The following is a 15904-nucleotide window of genomic DNA, read 5'->3' as shown; positions in this document are numbered from 1 at the left end:
GGCTGACCCCGAACCGAGGCCGCCGAAATGACTCAGGGGCGCAGCAGCTCGACGAGGAGCTCGACGACGCGGCGCGCGTGCCGCCCGTCGGGGTCCCGGTCGACGTTCAGGTCCGTCACGCTCATGCCGAGCAGCCGGTCGGCGCGGCTCAGCGGCGCGACCAACGCGACCAGCTCCGGCCGGCGCAGCCCGTCCGGCTCGGGGTAGGTCACCGCCGGCAGGTCGAGCGGGTCGACGGCGTCCAGGTCGAGGTGCAGCCACGCGGGCGCCGAACCTTCCTCGGCCAGCGCCGCGCCGACCCGGCCCGGGTCGCGTCGGCGCAGCTCGGCGGCGGGCACCTGGTGGATCCGCGGGTCGATCCGCGCCGCTTCGACGCGCCCCGCCTCCTCGACGGCCGGGCGGTGCCCGAGCAGGTGAACCCGGTTCGGGTCGACCAGCGCGCCCTCGACCCCCGCCGCGACGGCCGGTCCGTGCCCGGTGACCACGCTGAGGTCCATGTCGGCGCCCTCGCCCGTCTCGGAGGTGGCGCCGTCGTAGAAATCCGGGTGCGCGTCGACGAACCACAGGTCGCTGCCGGCCGGCAGCGCCCGGCAGACCCCCGGCAGGATGGCGCAGTCGCCGCCGACCACGAGCGGGCGCCGCCCGGCGGCGAGCAGGTCGGCGACGCGTGCGGCGATGGCCGCGCCGGCCCGTCGCACCGCCTCGGCGCCGATCAGGCCGCTCGCCGGGTCCCGGGCGGCGTCCTCGACGCGCGCGTCCACGGCGCCCCCGTCGTCGGCGTCGAGCGCGGCCAACAGCCCGGCTCGGCGCAACGCCTCGGGCGCCCGTTGCTCGCCCCGCCCGGTGCCGGACGAGTCCATCGGCGCGTCGACCACCGTCCACCGCACACCCGCACGGTACCGGCGCCGGCCCGACCGGCGCGGCGGTTCGCCGCTCACGCCGACGGCGTGGCAGCCTGGGATCCGTGTACCGGGAACGTCCTGCCGGCGTCGCCGGCGGCACCCTCTGGACCAGCGTCAATCCGGGCGACGCCCGGACGAGCCGGGTGCTTCCGGACGGCTGCGTCGACCTGCTCTGGTCCAGCCGCGCCGGCCTGGTCGTGGCCGGTCCGGACCGGACGGCCTTCCTGAGCGTGGCCGCGCCGGGGGACCGGTGGGTGGGGCTGCGGCTGCCGCCCGGTGTCGGCCCCGCGGTGCTCGGCGTGCCCGCGGACGAGCTGCGCGACGTGCGGGTGCCGCTCGCCGCGCTCTGGGGTGACCGGGCCGTCGCCGAGCTGGCGCAGCGGGCAGCCGAAGCCCCGGCGTCGGTGCTGCCGCGACTCGTGGCGCGACGGCTGCGTGAGGTCGGCGGAGCCGATCCGCTGGGCGCCCAGGTGGCGGCCGCGGCGGCCGGCGGCGTGCCGGTGGGCGCGATCGCCGCCGAGGTCGGGCTCGACGCGCGAACCCTGCACCGCCGCAGCCGACACCTGTTCGGGTACGGCCCGAAGACCCTCGCCCGGATCCTGCGGATGCACCGGGCGCTGGCCGTGGCCCGGACCGGTACGCCGCTGGCCGAGGTGGCCGCCGTCTGCGGCTACGCCGACCAGGCGCACCTGACCCGGGACGTACGGGACCTCGCCGGGGTGCCGCCGTCGACCCTGCTCGCCGCCGGCTGACCGGGGCGAGCAGGGTGGTGCGCTCAGTCGGCCTCGGGTAGCGGGGCGAAGAGGTCGACGCCGTTGCCGTCCGGGTCGTGCAGCACGGCGTAGCGCTGCCCCCAGAACGCGTCCCACGGCTTCAGGTGGCCCTCGTAGCCGGCCTCGGTCAGCTCGGCGTACCACCTGTCGACCTCGGCCGGGTCCGCGCAGCGGAAGGCCAGGCTGTGTCGGGGGCTGCCGGTGGGTGGCGTCCAGTCCGGATCGAAGGAGCGGACCATCTCCGCGTCGTCCCACGCGAGCCGGATCCCACCGGGCAGGGTCACCTCCACGTGCGGCTGGGATTCGGCGCCGGGCGGGATGTCCAGCCCGAGGCGGCGGTAGAAGTCCAGGGTCCGGGCCATGTCGGTGGTGGCCATGCCGATCAGGTCGAAGCGAGGCGTCATGGCACCGACGATAGGGAGTCCCCCCGTCGGGTGTCTTGAACGAAACGGACGCCCGGGTGTAGCCGGTGTGGCCGCGCGAGATGAATGATCGGCGTACGGTGGCTGCAAAGCGGCTTTCCGGATCAAAAGCCCCATGGCGCCTCCTCCGGGACAGCCGGTTTCGTGACGGCGAGGAAAAGGAGCGGTTGGTGTCCCATCTGGCCTATCTGGACGCGGGATCCGGCAGCCTCATCGTGCAGGCGGTGGTCGGCGGGGTGGCCGGCGCGGCCGTCGCCGCCAAGCTGTACTGGCGCAGACTCGTCGACCGGTTCCGGCGGCAGCCCACCGACCAGAGCTGACCCCGGCCGACGATGGCGATCTCCCCGGCGGGCCTCCGGCCCGAACCCGGCTCGTTCCGTGACCCGGCCAACCGGGTCTTCCACGACGGTGACGACGTGCTGCGCGGGCTCGACGCGCAGGCCGCCGAGCACTGGCGGGCGCTGGCCGCCAGCGACTTCTTCACCGCCCTGCTCGCCGCCGGCAAGGTCTGCGGCACCGAGGCGGTCGAGCCCGCCCGGCTGCCCGGCGCCACCCGCTGGGCCACCGTGCTGCGCCACGAACGCATCCCGTTCGTCTCGCACCCCTACGAGTGGTCCTTCACCATGCTGCGCGACGCCGCGCTGCTGCACCTGGAGATCCTGCGCGCGGCGCTGCCCGCCGGCTTCACCACCAAGGACGGGTCGGCGTACAACCTCCAGTGGCGCGGCACCGAGCCGGTCTTCATCGACGTGGGCTCGTTCGAGCCGGTCCGCGACGGGGAGCCCTGGGCGGGCTACCGACAGTTCTGCCAGACGATGCTCTATCCGCTGCTGCTCGGCGCGCACCTCGGCGTGGACTTCCAACCCTGGTTGCGCGCCCGGGTGGACGGCATCGAGGCCGACGCGCTGCGGCCGCTGTTCCGCGGCTTCCGGCGACTGTCCCCCGGCGTACCGACCCACCTGCACCTGCACGCCGCCATGCAGAACCGGCACGCGGCGGCCACCACCACCGACGTCCGCGCCGAGCTGCGCGCCGCCGGATACTCCGGCGAACTCGCCCTGGCCACCGTACGCGGCATCGAGAAGCTGGTCCGCCGGCTGGACCGTCCGCCGGCGACCAGCCACTGGGCCGACTACCAGCGCACCTGCGGCTACACCGAGCAGGACCGAGCCGGCAAGGAGCGGTTCGTCACGAACGCGTTGGCCGGCGGCCCCCGCCCCCGCCTCGTGCTCGACCTCGGCGCCAACGACGGCCGGTACGCGCGTCTCGCCGCCCGCCACGCCGACCAGGTGGTCGCCGTGGAGCAGGACCCGGCAGTGGTGGACACGCTCTACCGGGCGCTGCGGGCGGAGGGCCAGCGGCGGATCCTGCCCCTGGTGATGGACCTCGCCGACCCCTCGCCCGGCGGCGGGTGGCGGGGCGTCGAACGGGCCTCCTTCGCCGACCGGGCCGCCGCCGACGTGGTGCTCGCCCTGGCCGTGGTGCACCACCTGGCGATCGGGCGCAACGTGCCACTGCCCGAGGTGGTGGCCTGGCTCGCCGACCTCTGCGCCCCCGGCGCGCGGATCGTCGTGGAGTTCGTCCACCCCGAGGACCCGATGGCTCAACGGCTGCTGGCCAACAAGCCCGAGGGGACCTTCCCCGACTACCGGCGGGCGGAGTTCGAGCGGCTGCTCGCGGCGCGCTGCGACATCGCCGGGCGGGAGGAACTGCCCTCGGGCACCCGTACGCTCTACACGGCGGTGGTGGGTGACTGAGCCGCCGACCGTCACGGCCGAAGGTGCCGGGGCGGGCGCGCGTCGGGGCCGCTGGGCGGCGGGCCTGCGATCCGAGCTGGGCCGGATGCTGGAGATCGTCGCACTGGTCGGGCTGGTGGTCACCCAACCACTGCTGGACGTGCTCGGCCGCAGCCCCGACTTCTTCCTGTTCCACCGCGCCGACCGGGAGCAGGTGCTGCTGCTGGTCGGGCTGATCGCGGTGGCGCCCACCGGCGCGCTGCTGCTGCTCGGCGCGCTCACCCGGCTCGGCGGGCGGATGGCCCGGTCGGTGACCCATACGCTGCTCGTCGGGCTGCTGATCGCCGCGCTGGCCGTGCAGATCGGCCGGCACGGCACACCGCTGCGGGGCGTACCGCTGCTGTTGGTGGCCGGGGTGGTCGGCGTCGCCGCGGCGGTCGCCCATCGGCGGTGGCGCACGCCGGGCCGGGTGCTGCGGGTGGCCGCCGCCGGCCCGCTGGCGTTCGTGGGGATCTTCCTGCTCCTCTCACCCAGCTCGGTGCTGGTGCTGCCCCGGTCGGCCGACGGCGCGACCGGCACCGCGGCGACCACCGTGCACCCGCCGGTGGTGATGCTGATCCTCGACGAACTGCCGCTGGTCTCCCTGCTCGGTCCGGACGGCCGGATCGACGCGACGCGCTTCCCGCACTTCGCGGAGCTGGCCGCGGGCTCGACCTGGTACCGCAACGCCACCGGGGTCAGCGGCTGGACGCCGTACGCGCTGCCGGCCATGCTCACCGGCCGCTATCCGGCCCGTGACGCCGCGCCGCACTACGCGCAGTACCCGGACAACCTCTTCACCGCCTTCGGTGGGCTGTACGACATCCGCGCCGAGGAGAGCATCACCCGGCTCTGCCCGCCCAGCCGTTGCGAACAGCCGGTCTCACCCGAGCAGGGGCTCGGCGTGCTGGTGCGGGAGACCCGTGGCCTGCTCGGGCAGATCACCGCGCCGCACGAGAGCCGGATCGACCCGGAGGACTCCTACCGGGAGCAGACCGCCGCCGAGGCGGGGCTGGACGCGGCGGAGCCGATCCCGGACGACCCGAAGTTCCGGTGGGACAACCTCGACGACAACCAGCCTGCCCGGTTCACCAGCTTCCTGGCCGGTCTGAAGCCGACGCCCCGCCCCACCCTGCACTTCCTGCACCTGCTGATGCCGCACTCGCCGTGGCAGTTCCTCCCGTCGGGGGCCCGCTACGACGGTCCGGAGGATCTGCCGAACGAGGGCGCCGGCTGGGTCGAGCTGGCCCGGCAGCGGCACCTGGCGCAGCTCGGCTACACCGACCGGTTGATCGGTGAGACGCTGCGGACGCTGCGCGCCACCGGGCTCTACGACCAGGCGACGGTGGTGGTCACCGCCGACCACGGGGTGAGCTTCAGCAAGGGGTACCAGGGGCGCGGCATGGATGCGATCAAGGCGGCGCCCGGCGAGGTGGCCTGGGTGCCGCTCTTCGTGAAGACGCCCGGCCAGCGCGCCGGCCGGGTCGACGACCGCAACTGGGAGCACGTCGACCTGCTGCCGACGGTGGCCGACGAGGCGGGCATCCGGATCCCGTGGCGGGTCGACGGGCGCTCCGCGCGGGACACCCCGAGAGCCGCCGGGCAGAAGCACTTCTACGACCGGCCGGGAGAGCCGACGCCCATCCCCGACGGGGTGCCGAAGCCGCCACCCCTGCCGGCGGTGCATCCGCTGGTCGGCACGACGGTGGGGGAGCGGCCGTCGGGCGGCTCGGCCCGCGTCGCCGACCTGGCCGGGTTCCGCGCCATCGACCCCGACACGGGTACGCTGCCGGCGCTGATCTGGGGGACCGTCCCGGAGGGCGTACCCGACGGCACGCTGCTAGCGGTGGCGGTCAACGGGCGCGTAGGGGCGGTCGTGCCGGTGGTGCCGCCCGACCCGGGCGGCCGCCGGTTCGCCGCCCTGCTCGCCGACGACCAGCTCTTCCACGCCGGGCAGAACCGGCTCGACGTCTACCAGATCACCACCGACGGTGGGTTGCGCCTGCTCGCCCTCTCCTGATCCGCCCGCTCGTTTCGACGGTTTCCCGATCCGGACGGTCGGGAATCGGGTGACGCATACCTCACCGCAGAACCACCGCAGGTGGTGTCCCCGGAACCGCGATTACGGTAAAAGCGAAGGCAATTCAAAGAAGATCTGCCGGCGAAGCGAGGAACCAGATGACGGAAGTCAAGCTCGATCACCCCGGCGGGCAGCTGTCGATGCCGGTGCACACCGCGGTCGAAGGCCCCGCCGGTATCGGGGTGAGCAAGCTGTTGAAAGAGACCGGGTTGACCACGTACGACCCCGGTTTCGTGAACACCGCGGCGTGCTCGTCCGAGATCACCTACATCGACGGCGACGCGGGGATCCTGCGTTACCGCGGCTACCCGATCGAGCAGCTGGCCGAGAAGTCCTCCTTCCTGGAGGTCTCCTACCTGCTGATCTACGGCGAGCTGCCGACCGAGCAGCAGCTGACCGAGTTCACCGAGTGGATCCGGCGGCACTCGCTGCTGCACGAGGAGATGCGTCGGTTCTTCGACGGCTTCCCGCGTGACGCACACCCGATGGCCGTGCTCTCCTCCGCGGTGAGCGCGATCTCGACCTTCTACCAGGACAGCCTGGACCCGTTCGACTCCGAGCACGTGGAGATCTCGACGGTCCGGCTGATGGCGAAGGTGCCGACCATCGCCTCGTACGCCTACAAGAAGTCGATCGGGCAGCCGCTGCTCTACCCGGACAACTCGCTGGGCTACGTGGAGAACTTCCTGCGGATGACCTTCGGCGTGCCGGCGGAGCAGTACGAGGTCGACCCGGTGATGGCCCGCGTGCTGGACATGCTCTTCATCCTGCACGCCGACCACGAGCAGAACTGCTCGACGTCGACGGTCCGGCTGGTGGGCTCCAGCAACGCCAACCTGTTCGCCTCGGTCTCGGCCGGCGTGAACGCCCTCTTCGGCCCGCTGCACGGCGGCGCCAACCAGGCCGTGCTGGAGATGCTCCAGAAGATCAAGGCCGACGGTGGCGACGTCCGCTCCTTCGTGCAGAAGGTCAAGGACAAGCAGGACGGCGTGAAGCTGATGGGCTTCGGTCACCGGGTCTACAAGAACTACGACCCGCGCGCCGCCATCGTGAAGAAGGCCGCCCAGGACGTGCTCGGCCGGATGGCCAAGCCGGACCCGCTGCTGGACATCGCGATGCAGCTGGAGGAGATCGCCCTCGCCGACGACTTCTTCGTGTCGCGCCGGCTGTACCCGAACGTGGACTTCTACACCGGCCTGATCTACAAGGCCATGGGTTTCCCGACCAAGATGTTCACGGTGCTCTTCGCCCTGGGCCGCCTCCCCGGCTGGATCGCCCAGTGGCGCGAGATGATCAACGACCCGGAGACCAAGATCGGCCGTCCGCGGCAGGTCTACACCGGCTCTCCCGAGCGCGCGTTCGTACCGCTCACCGAGCGCTGATCCGCCCGCCGGCACCACCGACAGGCCGCCGACCCCGCGAGGGGTCGGCGGCCTGTCGCCTGTCGTACCGGACCACGGTCGCGGTGCGGGACCTCGGGCGCCGCGCAGTGCCTGGGCCTCGGTCGCGGGGCTGGACCCGGACCTTGGGCGCGGCGCTGGACTTCGTGCGGCCGGCGGGGATCCGCCGGGTTCGGGGTTCGGGGTCGGCAGCCTTTAGAGCTGATGTCGTAAACGCATCGGCTCCGATGTCGTAAGCGACTCAGCTCCAAAGGGGCCGCGCAGCGGTACCGAGACCCCGGAGACACGCCGCCGCACGCCGCTCCACGCCGCGCACCGCAGCAGGCCGCCAGACCCCACCGCATGCCGACCGCCGGCCACCGCCCGTCGCCGCATGCCGCATGCCGCAGCGGTAGGTTGCCGCACGCCCCCGCGCCGCCGCAGGCCCCGCCCGCCACTCGCAACCGGGTGGCCGGGCTGGGGTCAGATCGGGGTCGGGGCGGTCGCGGCGTCGGGTCGGGTGGGTCTCAGCGCAGGCCGGCGGCGGCGAGCAGGTTGCCGGCGGCGACCGGCGGCAGCGCGCGGCCCGCCGCCATGCGCTGCTCGGCCCGCTCGGCGGCGAACGCCGGAGCGCCGGAGATCGCGGCCGCGTACGAGGCGGCGGTGCGCCGGGCGATCGCCGACCAGCCGTACTGCTCGCGCACCAGGGTGCCGGCCCGCCGGGCCAGGGCACGCGCAGTGTCCGGGTCGGCGAGCAGCGCATGCACCGCCTCGACCAGTCCGTCCGGGTCGTGCGGCCGGAACGTCATGCCGGTGACGCCCGGCTCGACGATCTCGGCGAGCCCGCCGGTGGCCGAGACCGCGATCGGCGCCCCGGCCGCCGCGCCCTCCAGGGCCACCATGCCGAACGGCTCGTAGATGCTCGGCACCACGAAGCAGTCCGACGCGGCCATCAGCGCCGGCAGCTCCCCGCCGCCGAGGAAGCCCGGCATCTGCACCACGCCGGCCAGCCCCAGCCGGTGCACGTCGGCCTCCAGCTCGGCGCGGTAGGGGCCGTCGCCGGCGATCACCACCCGCAGCCCCGGGTGCCGCTCCCGCAGCCGGGGAACCCCGGCGAGCAGGTGCTGCACGCCCTTCTCGTAGACCAGCCGGCCGGCGAAGGTGACGAGCGGCCCGTCCCCGGCGAACCGGGCTCGCGCCGCGGCGACCGCGGTGCGCGGCGCCCGCCAGCGGTGCGGCTCGACCCCGTTGGCCACCACGTCGACCCGGGCGGACGGCACCCCGAAGAGCGCATTCACCTCGTTTGACATGTACCCCGAGCAGACGATCACCCGGCCGGACTCGCTCGCCAGCCACTGTTCGACGCCGTGGATGGTGCGGTTCATCTCCTCGGGGAGCCAGCCCTGGTGTCGGCCGGCCTCGGTGGCGTGGATGGTGGCGACCAGTGGGATGTCGAGGTGCTCGCGCAGCGTGATCGCGGTGTGGGCGACGAGCCAGTCGTGGGCGTGGATGACGTCGTAGTCGCCGGCTTCGGTGGCGCGTAGGGCGGCGCGGGTGAGGGTGTGGTTGAAGGCCATGGTCCAGGCGAGGAGGCTGTTGGTGGCGAGGGGGAAGGTGACGGGGTCTTCGGCGGCGCGGATGATGCGGACGCCGTCGGCGTACTCCTCGAGTGGGGCGCCGTCGGCGTGGCGGGTGACGACGGTGACGTCGTGGCCGGCGGCGGCGAGGGCGACGGAGAGGGCGTGTACGTGTCGGCCGAGGCCACCGACGAGGACGGGCGGATACTCCCAGGAGAGCATCAGGATCCGCTGCGCCGCCGGGGCGGCCCCCGGACCACCGGGCTGCGGGATCTGGGTACGGGTCAGGGTGGGCCGGCAGGTGCGGTCCGAGGCGACGGCGAGCGGCTCGCCGACCCGCAGAGTGGTCACAACTGTCTCCGTCCAGGCAGGGGCGTACGCGCCGGCGGCGATGGCGGCGTAGGCAGGAAGGTGGGCGGGATCGAGGCGCGGGTACGTGCGCGTCCCCTGCACCAGGAAAAGCCATCCGGCGGCCGATCGCATCCCGAAAAGGGTCAGAGGTGACGGACGACACCTGAACGGCCCGCCTGTCCGACTCGGACGGATTTCCCCGTCGGCCGAAAGGATGGATTGGCCGCGGCGGGCGCGGGGCATTACCGCCGTGCGCAGCGTGCGGCCCGCCGTGCGGTGCGCTCATGACGCGGGGCGCTCATGATCAGAACCGAAGGAGCGACATGCAGGTCTGGCCGGGTGAGCGCTACCCCCTCGGCGCCACGTACGACGGGATGGGCACCAACTTCGCGATCTTCTCCCAGCGCGCCGAGAAGGTCGAGCTGTGCCTCTTCGACGAGTGGGACACCGGCGCCGAGCGCCGGGTCGAGCTGCGTGAGGTGGACGCCTACGTCTGGCACGCGTACCTGCCGGGCGTCGAGCCGGGGCAGCGCTACGGCTACCGCGTCCACGGGCCGTACGACCAGGCGTTCGGGGTGCGCTGCAACCCGCACAAGCTGCTGCTCGACCCGTACGCCAAGGCGGTCGACGGTGACGTGACGTGGGACCCGGCGGTCTACGACTACGACCTGGAGCACCCGGAGCGGATGTCCGAGGTCGACTCGGCGCCGTTCATGCCCAAGTCGGTGGTGGTGAACCCCTACTTCGACTGGGGCAACGACAAGCCGCCACGCACCCCGTACCACCACTCGGTCATCTACGAGGCGCACGTACGCGGGCTGACCATGCGCCACCCGGACGTCCCGGAGGAGCTGCGCGGCACGTACGCGGGCATCGCCTCACCACCGATGATCGAGCACCTGACGCGGCTCGGGGTGACCGCGATCGAGCTGATGCCGGTGCACCAGTTCGTGCACGACCACCGCCTCGCCGACCTGGGGCTTCGCAACTACTGGGGTTACAACACCATCGGCTTCTTCGCCCCGCACCACGGCTACTCGGCGATGGGCCGGCAGGGCCAGCAGGTGCAGGAGTTCCGCGGCATGGTGAAGGCGCTGCACTCGGCCGGCATCGAGGTGATCCTCGACGTGGTCTACAACCACACCGCCGAGGGCAACCACCTCGGGCCGTCGCTGAGCTTCAAGGGCATCGACGCGCCGAGCTACTACCGCCTATCGGAGGAGGATCGGCGGTACTTCGTCGACTACACCGGCACCGGCAACAGCCTCAACGTACGCAGCCCGCACTCACTCCAACTGATCATGGATTCGCTGCGGTACTGGGTCACCGAGATGCACGTCGACGGCTTCCGCTTCGACCTCGCCGCCACCCTGGCCCGGGAGTTCTACGAGGTCGACCGCCTCTCCACCTTCTTCGAGGTGGTGCAGCAGGACCCGGTGGTGAGCCAGGTCAAGCTCATCGCCGAGCCGTGGGACGTGGGGCCGGGCGGCTACCAGGTGGGCAACTTCCCGCCGGAGTGGACGGAGTGGAACGGCAAGTACCGGGACACCGTGCGGGACTTCTGGCGCGGCGAGCCGGCGACCCTGGCCGAGTTCGCGTCCCGGATCTCCGGCTCCGCCGACCTCTACCAGGACGACGGGCGCCGCCCGTTCCACAGCATCAACTTCGTCACCGCCCACGACGGGTTCACCCTCGCCGACCTGGTCTCCTACAACGACAAGCACAACGAGGCCAACGGTGAGGAGAACCGCGACGGCGAGAGCCACAACCGGTCGTGGAACTGCGGGGTGGAGGGGCCGACCGACGACGACGCGGTGCTCGCCCTGCGCGCCCGGCAGCGGCGCAACTTCCTCGCCACGCTGATGCTCTCCCAGGGCGTGCCGATGATCGGCCACGGCGACGAGCTGGGCCGCAGCCAGCAGGGCAACAACAACGCGTACTGCCAGGACAGCGAGCTCTCCTGGGTCGACTGGGAGAACACCGACGAGCAGTTGCTGGAGTTCGTCGCCACGCTCGTCGCGTTCCGCCGCCGGCACCAGGTGTTCCGTCGCCGCCGGTTCTTCACCGGCCTGCCGGTGGGCGGCCGGGAGGTCGACGCGCCCCTGCCGGACCTGGCCTGGTACACCCCGGACGGCCGGGAGATGACCGGCGAGGACTGGGGCAACGACTTCGGCCGCTCGGTGGCGCTCTTCGTCAACGGCGAGGGCATCCGCGAGCGCGGCCAGTACGGCCAGCGTCACCACGACAGCTCGTTCCTGCTCTGCTTCAACGCCCACGACGCGCCGCTGGAGTTCACAGTGCCCGGCAGCGAGTTCGGGCAGAAGTGGGAACTGGTGATCAGCACCGCCGAGCCGGACCAGGGCGAGGTCACGGTGATCAGCGCGGGCGGCGCCGTCCGGGTGCCGGACCGCTCCCTGGTGGTCCTGGAGAGGACGGTCTGACGATGTCCGCGGCCCCCCGAACGGACGGAACGAACGCGACGCCGACCGCCCGGGTCGGCGCCACCTACCGGGTGCAGGTACGCCCCGGATTCGACCTGGACGCCACCGCCGGGCTCGCCGGCTACCTCGCCGACCTCGGCATGACGCACCTCTACAGCGCACCGCTGCTCACCGCCACCCCCGGCTCGGCGCACGGCTACGACGTGGTCGACCACCGGGCCGTCAACCCGGAGCTGGGCGGGGAGGCCGGTCGGCGGCGTCTGCTGCGCGCGCTCCGCGCGGCCGGGCTCGGCCTGGTGGTGGACATCGTGCCCAACCACGCCGGGGTGGCCGTGCCGGCCGCCAATCCGCCGTGGTGGGACGTGCTGCGCCGGGGCCGCGCGTCGGCGTACGCCCGCTGGTTCGACATCGACTGGGAGCGCGGCCGGCTGCTGCTGCCGGTGCTGGCGGAGACGCCCGACGCCCTCGACGACCTCAAGATCGCCGACGGGGAGCTGCGCTACCACGAGCACCGCTTCCCGATCGCCGACGGCACCACGGGCGGCACCCCTCGGCAGGTGCACGATCGGCAGCACTACGAGCTGGTGTCGTGGCGGCGCGGCGACGCCGAACTGACGTACCGCCGCTTCTTCGCGGTCAGCGACCTGGCCGGCCTGCGGGTGGAGGACCCGGAGGTCTTCGCCACCACCCACGAGCTGGTCCTGCGGTGGGCGTCGGCCGGCGAGGTCGACGGCATCCGGGTCGACCACCCCGACGGGCTGCGCGACCCCGCCGGCTACCTGGCCCGGCTGCGGGCCGCCGCGCCGGCCGCCTGGCTGGTGGTGGAGAAGATCCTGGAGTACGGCGAGGAGCTGCCGGCCTGGCCGGTCGACGGCACCACCGGCTACGAGGCGCTGGCGGCGGTCTCCGGGCTCTTCGTCGACCCGACCGCCGAGGGTGACTTCACCGCGCTGGACGCCCGGCTCGTCGGCCGCCACACCTCCTACCAGGACCTGACGCACGACACGAAGCTCGCCGCCGCCACCCGGCTGCTCGCCGCCGAGCTGTCCCGGCTGGCCGCCCTCGCGCCGGAGGTGGCGCCGGCGGCGGCCCGGGCGGCCCTCGCCGAGCTCGCCGCCGCCTTCCCGGTCTACCGGGGCTACCCGCCGCACGGCGCCCGGCATCTCGCGGCGGCCCGCGCCGAAGCCGGCCGTCGACGCCCGGACCTCACCGGCGCGCTGGACGCGCTCACCCGGCGGCTCCGCGACCCGGACGACGAGCTGGCCGCCCGCTTCCCCCAGTTCACCGGCGCGGTGATGGCGAAAGGCGTCGAGGACACCGCCTTCTACCGGTGGAGCCGCTTCGTCGCCCTCAACGAGGTCGGCGGCAGCCCCGCGCACTTCGGCGTGCCCCCGGCGGAGTTCCACCGCTTCGCCGCCGCTCGGCACGTCCGCTGGCCGACCGGCATGACGACGCTCTCCACCCACGACACGAAGCGCAGCGAGGACGTCCGCGCCCGCCTCGCCGTGCTCAGCGAGCTGCCGCAGCGGTGGGCCGAGCAGGTCACCGAGTGGATGGGGGTCGCCCCGCTGCCAGACCCGGCGTTCGCGCACCTGCTCTGGCAGACCGCGGTGGGCGCCTGGCCAATCGAACGCGAGCGACTGCACGCGTACGTGGAGAAGGCCGCCCGGGAGGCGTCGGTCTCGACGAGCTGGGCCGACCCCGACCCGGTCTTCGAGCGCGCGATGCACGCGGTGGTCGACCGGATGTACGACGATCCTCGGCTGCACGCCGAGCTGACCACCTTCGCCGCCGAGATCACCCCGGCGGGCTGGTCGAACTCGCTCGGGCAGAAGCTCGTGCAGCTGGCCCTGCCCGGGGTGCCCGACACCTACCAGGGCACCGAGCTGTGGGACAACTCTCTCGTCGACCCGGACAACCGCCGCCCGGTCGACTTCGCCGTACGCCGGGAGTTGCTGGCGCGGCTCGACGCGGGCTGGCGGCCGCCGGTCGACGCAGGCGGCGCGGCGAAGCTGCTCGTGGTCTCCCGCACGCTGCGGCTGCGCCGCCGCCGGCCCGACCTCTTCACCGGCTACCGCCCCGTTCCGGCGCACGGGCCGGCGGCCCCGCACGTGGTCGCCTTCGACCGGGGCGGCGCGGTCGCCGTCGCCACCCGGCTGCCGCTGCGGCTGGCCCGCGACGGCGGCTGGCGCGACACCGTTCTGTCGCTTCCTGTACACAATGTGACCGACGTGTTCACCGGGCGGGTCTACAGTGGGTCTGAGCTGCTCCTACAAGATCTGTTGAGCACCTATCCCGTCGCCCTCCTCGCTCCCGTCGATCACGTGGAGGCTGCCGCATGACCGAGTTCACGGTATGGGCGCCCGAAGTCGCCCGGGTCCGGCTGCGCCTCACCGGCGGCGCCGACCATGAGATGAGCGGCGGGCCGGACGGCTGGTGGCGGGTCGAGGTGCCCGACGCCGGCCCCGGCACCGACTACGCGTTCCTGCTCGACGACGACGACGACGAACAGCCGCTGCCCGACCCCCGATCGGCCTGGCAGCCGTACGGGGTGCACGGGCCGAGCCGCCGCTACGACCACACGGCCTTCGGCTGGAGCGACGGCGCGTGGACCGGGCGGCAGCTGCCCGGCAGCGTCCTCTACGAGCTGCACGTCGGCACCTTCACCCCGGAGGGCACCTTCGACGCGGCGATCGAGCGGCTCGACCATCTGGTCGCGCTCGGCGTGGACCTGATCGAGTTGTTGCCGGTCAACGCGTTCAACGGCGAGCACAACTGGGGCTACGACGGCGTCTGCTGGTACGCCCCGCACCAGCCGTACGGCGGCCCGGACGGGCTGAAACGGCTGGTGGACGCCGCGCATGGCAAGGGACTGGGGGTGATCCTCGATGTCGTCTACAACCATTTCGGGCCCTCCGGGGCCTACGCGCCGAGGTTCGGCCCGTATCTCGCCGAGTCGGCGAACCCGTGGGGGCGCTCGGTCAACCTCGACGGCCCGCACTCCGACGAGGTACGCCGCTACATCACCGACAGCGTTGTGATGTGGCTGCGCGACTACCACGTCGACGGGCTGCGGCTGGACGCCGTGCACGCACTGCCGGACACCCGCGCCGTGCCGCTGCTGGAGGAGCTGGCCGTCGAGGTGGAGACCCTCGCCACCCACCTCGGACGGCCGCTGTCGCTGATCGCCGAGTCGGACCTCAACGACCCCCGGCTGATCACCCCGCGCGAGGCGGGCGGGTACGGCCTGCACGCCCAGTGGAACGACGACGCGCACCACGCCCTGCACACCCTGCTGACCGGCGAGCGGCAGGGCTACTACGGCGACTTCGGGTCGCTGCAGGCGCTCACCGACGTGCTGACCGGCGCGTTCTTCCACACCGGCACCTGGTCGAGCTTCCGGCAACGGCACCACGGGCGGCCGGTGGATCCGCGGACGCCGGGGCACCGTTTCGTCGCGTACCTGCAGAACCACGACCAGATCGGTAACCGGGCCACCGGCGACCGCATCTCCGCCTCGCTCTCGCCCGGCCTGCTGCGGGTCGGCGCGACGCTGCTGATGACCGCCCCGTTCACGCCGATGCTCTTCATGGGGGAGGAGTGGGCGGCCAGCACCCCGTGGCAGTTCTTCACCTCGCATCCGGAGCCGGAGTTGGCGGCCGCCGTGGTGACCGGGCGGCGGCGGGAGTTCGCGTCGCACGGGTGGCCGGCGGGGGAGGTGCCGGACCCGCAGGACCCGCAGACGTTCGCCCGGTCCCGGTTGGACTGGGCGGAGCTGGACAAGCCCGAGCACCGCGAGATGCTGGAGTTTTATCGGCGACTCATCGCGCTGCGCAAGAGCCGGTCGGACCTCTCCGATCCACGGTTGAACGCGGTGAAGGTCCAGCACGGCAACCAGTTCCTGGTGATGCGCCGGGGCGACACGCTCGTCGCGGCGAACCTCGCCGACCGGGCGCAGGGGATCTCCCTGCCGGGGGTGGCGCGGAAGGTGCTGCTCGCGACGGGGGAGGGCGTCACGGTGATGCGCGACCGGATCCAGCTACCTGCGGAGACGGCGGCGATCGTCGCCCTTTGAGGTTCATGTCGACGCCCTTGGCAGGAGCCAGCAGTGCGAGTCGACGAATGGAAAGCTCGTCGTGCGGTACCTCGGCGGGCGTGGGTTCGCCCGCGACATACGCCGCCAGCTGCGCGTTGCCTGCCCCGG

General features: G+C 73.0%; 11 protein-coding genes. 8 read left to right on the top strand and 3 right to left on the bottom strand.

What is annotated here, in order from left to right; all coding sequences use genetic code 11:
• Window positions 1-32: 32 nt before the first annotated feature.
• On the bottom strand, window positions 33-887 hold the full coding sequence (locus D7147_RS26535; RefSeq protein ID WP_147434752.1) for an arginase family protein: 855 nt from the start codon (window positions 885-887) through the stop codon (window positions 33-35).
• A 77-nt stretch (window positions 888-964) separates the two neighbouring features.
• Between D7147_RS26535 and D7147_RS26530 the strand changes: the two genes are divergently transcribed.
• On the top strand, window positions 965-1654 hold the full coding sequence (locus tag D7147_RS26530; protein ID WP_120682370.1) for a helix-turn-helix domain-containing protein: 690 nt from the start codon (window positions 965-967) through the stop codon (window positions 1652-1654).
• Window positions 1655-1677: 23 nt separating this feature from the next.
• Here D7147_RS26530 and D7147_RS26525 read toward each other — a convergent pair whose 3' ends face one another.
• Complete coding sequence (locus D7147_RS26525; protein WP_120682368.1) at window positions 1678-2079, bottom strand: VOC family protein; 402 nt, start codon at window positions 2077-2079, stop codon at window positions 1678-1680.
• A gap of 188 nt (window positions 2080-2267) precedes the next feature.
• Here D7147_RS26525 and D7147_RS32785 point away from each other — a divergent pair, with 188 nt between their 5' ends.
• From D7147_RS32785 to D7147_RS26510, 4 genes are all read left to right on the top strand, one after another.
• A complete protein-coding gene (locus D7147_RS32785; protein WP_187399016.1) occupies window positions 2268-2417 on the top strand; it encodes a hypothetical protein in 150 nt (49 codons plus the stop codon).
• A gap of 12 nt (window positions 2418-2429) precedes the next feature.
• Window positions 2430-3854: a class I SAM-dependent methyltransferase gene (locus D7147_RS26520; protein ID WP_120682367.1), complete on the top strand. Its 1425-nt coding sequence runs from the start codon at window positions 2430-2432 to the stop codon at window positions 3852-3854.
• A complete protein-coding gene (locus D7147_RS26515) occupies window positions 3847-5892 on the top strand; it encodes a sulfatase-like hydrolase/transferase (RefSeq protein WP_407663390.1) in 2046 nt (681 codons plus the stop codon). The genes D7147_RS26520 and D7147_RS26515 overlap by 8 nt, the downstream gene beginning before the upstream one ends.
• A 158-nt stretch (window positions 5893-6050) precedes the next feature.
• Window positions 6051-7334 (top strand): citrate synthase, encoded by a 1284-nt coding sequence (locus tag D7147_RS26510; RefSeq protein ID WP_120682365.1) that lies wholly within the window; start codon window positions 6051-6053, stop codon window positions 7332-7334.
• Window positions 7335-7858: 524 nt separating this feature from the next.
• On the opposite strand, the gene D7147_RS26505 is transcribed toward D7147_RS26510, so the two are convergent.
• Window positions 7859-9259, bottom strand: coding sequence for a glycosyltransferase family 4 protein (locus tag D7147_RS26505; protein WP_120682362.1), 1401 nt, complete (start codon window positions 9257-9259; stop codon window positions 7859-7861).
• Between the two features lie 323 nt (window positions 9260-9582).
• Here D7147_RS26505 and glgX point away from each other — a divergent pair, with 323 nt between their 5' ends.
• Genes glgX through treZ form a run of 3 tightly spaced genes read left to right on the top strand, consistent with a single transcriptional unit; the run spans window position 9583 to window position 15775 of the window.
• Entirely contained in the window at window positions 9583-11700 is a 2118-nt protein-coding gene (gene glgX, locus D7147_RS26500) for a glycogen debranching protein GlgX (protein WP_120682360.1), read from the top strand.
• A 2-nt stretch (window positions 11701-11702) separates the two neighbouring features.
• Window positions 11703-14042 (top strand): malto-oligosyltrehalose synthase, encoded by a 2340-nt coding sequence (treY, locus tag D7147_RS26495; RefSeq protein WP_120682358.1) that lies wholly within the window; start codon window positions 11703-11705, stop codon window positions 14040-14042.
• Window positions 14039-15775, top strand: a complete 1737-nt coding sequence (gene treZ / locus D7147_RS26490) for a malto-oligosyltrehalose trehalohydrolase (protein WP_120682356.1) — start codon at window positions 14039-14041, stop codon at window positions 15773-15775. The genes treY and treZ overlap by 4 nt, the downstream gene beginning before the upstream one ends.
• Window positions 15776-15904: the final 129 nt, after the last annotated feature.

It is taken from the genome of Micromonospora musae (assembly GCF_003626545.1).
GTDB lineage: Bacteria > Actinomycetota > Actinomycetes > Mycobacteriales > Micromonosporaceae > Micromonospora > Micromonospora musae.
This window is presented reverse-complemented; position numbering and strand designations above follow the sequence as displayed.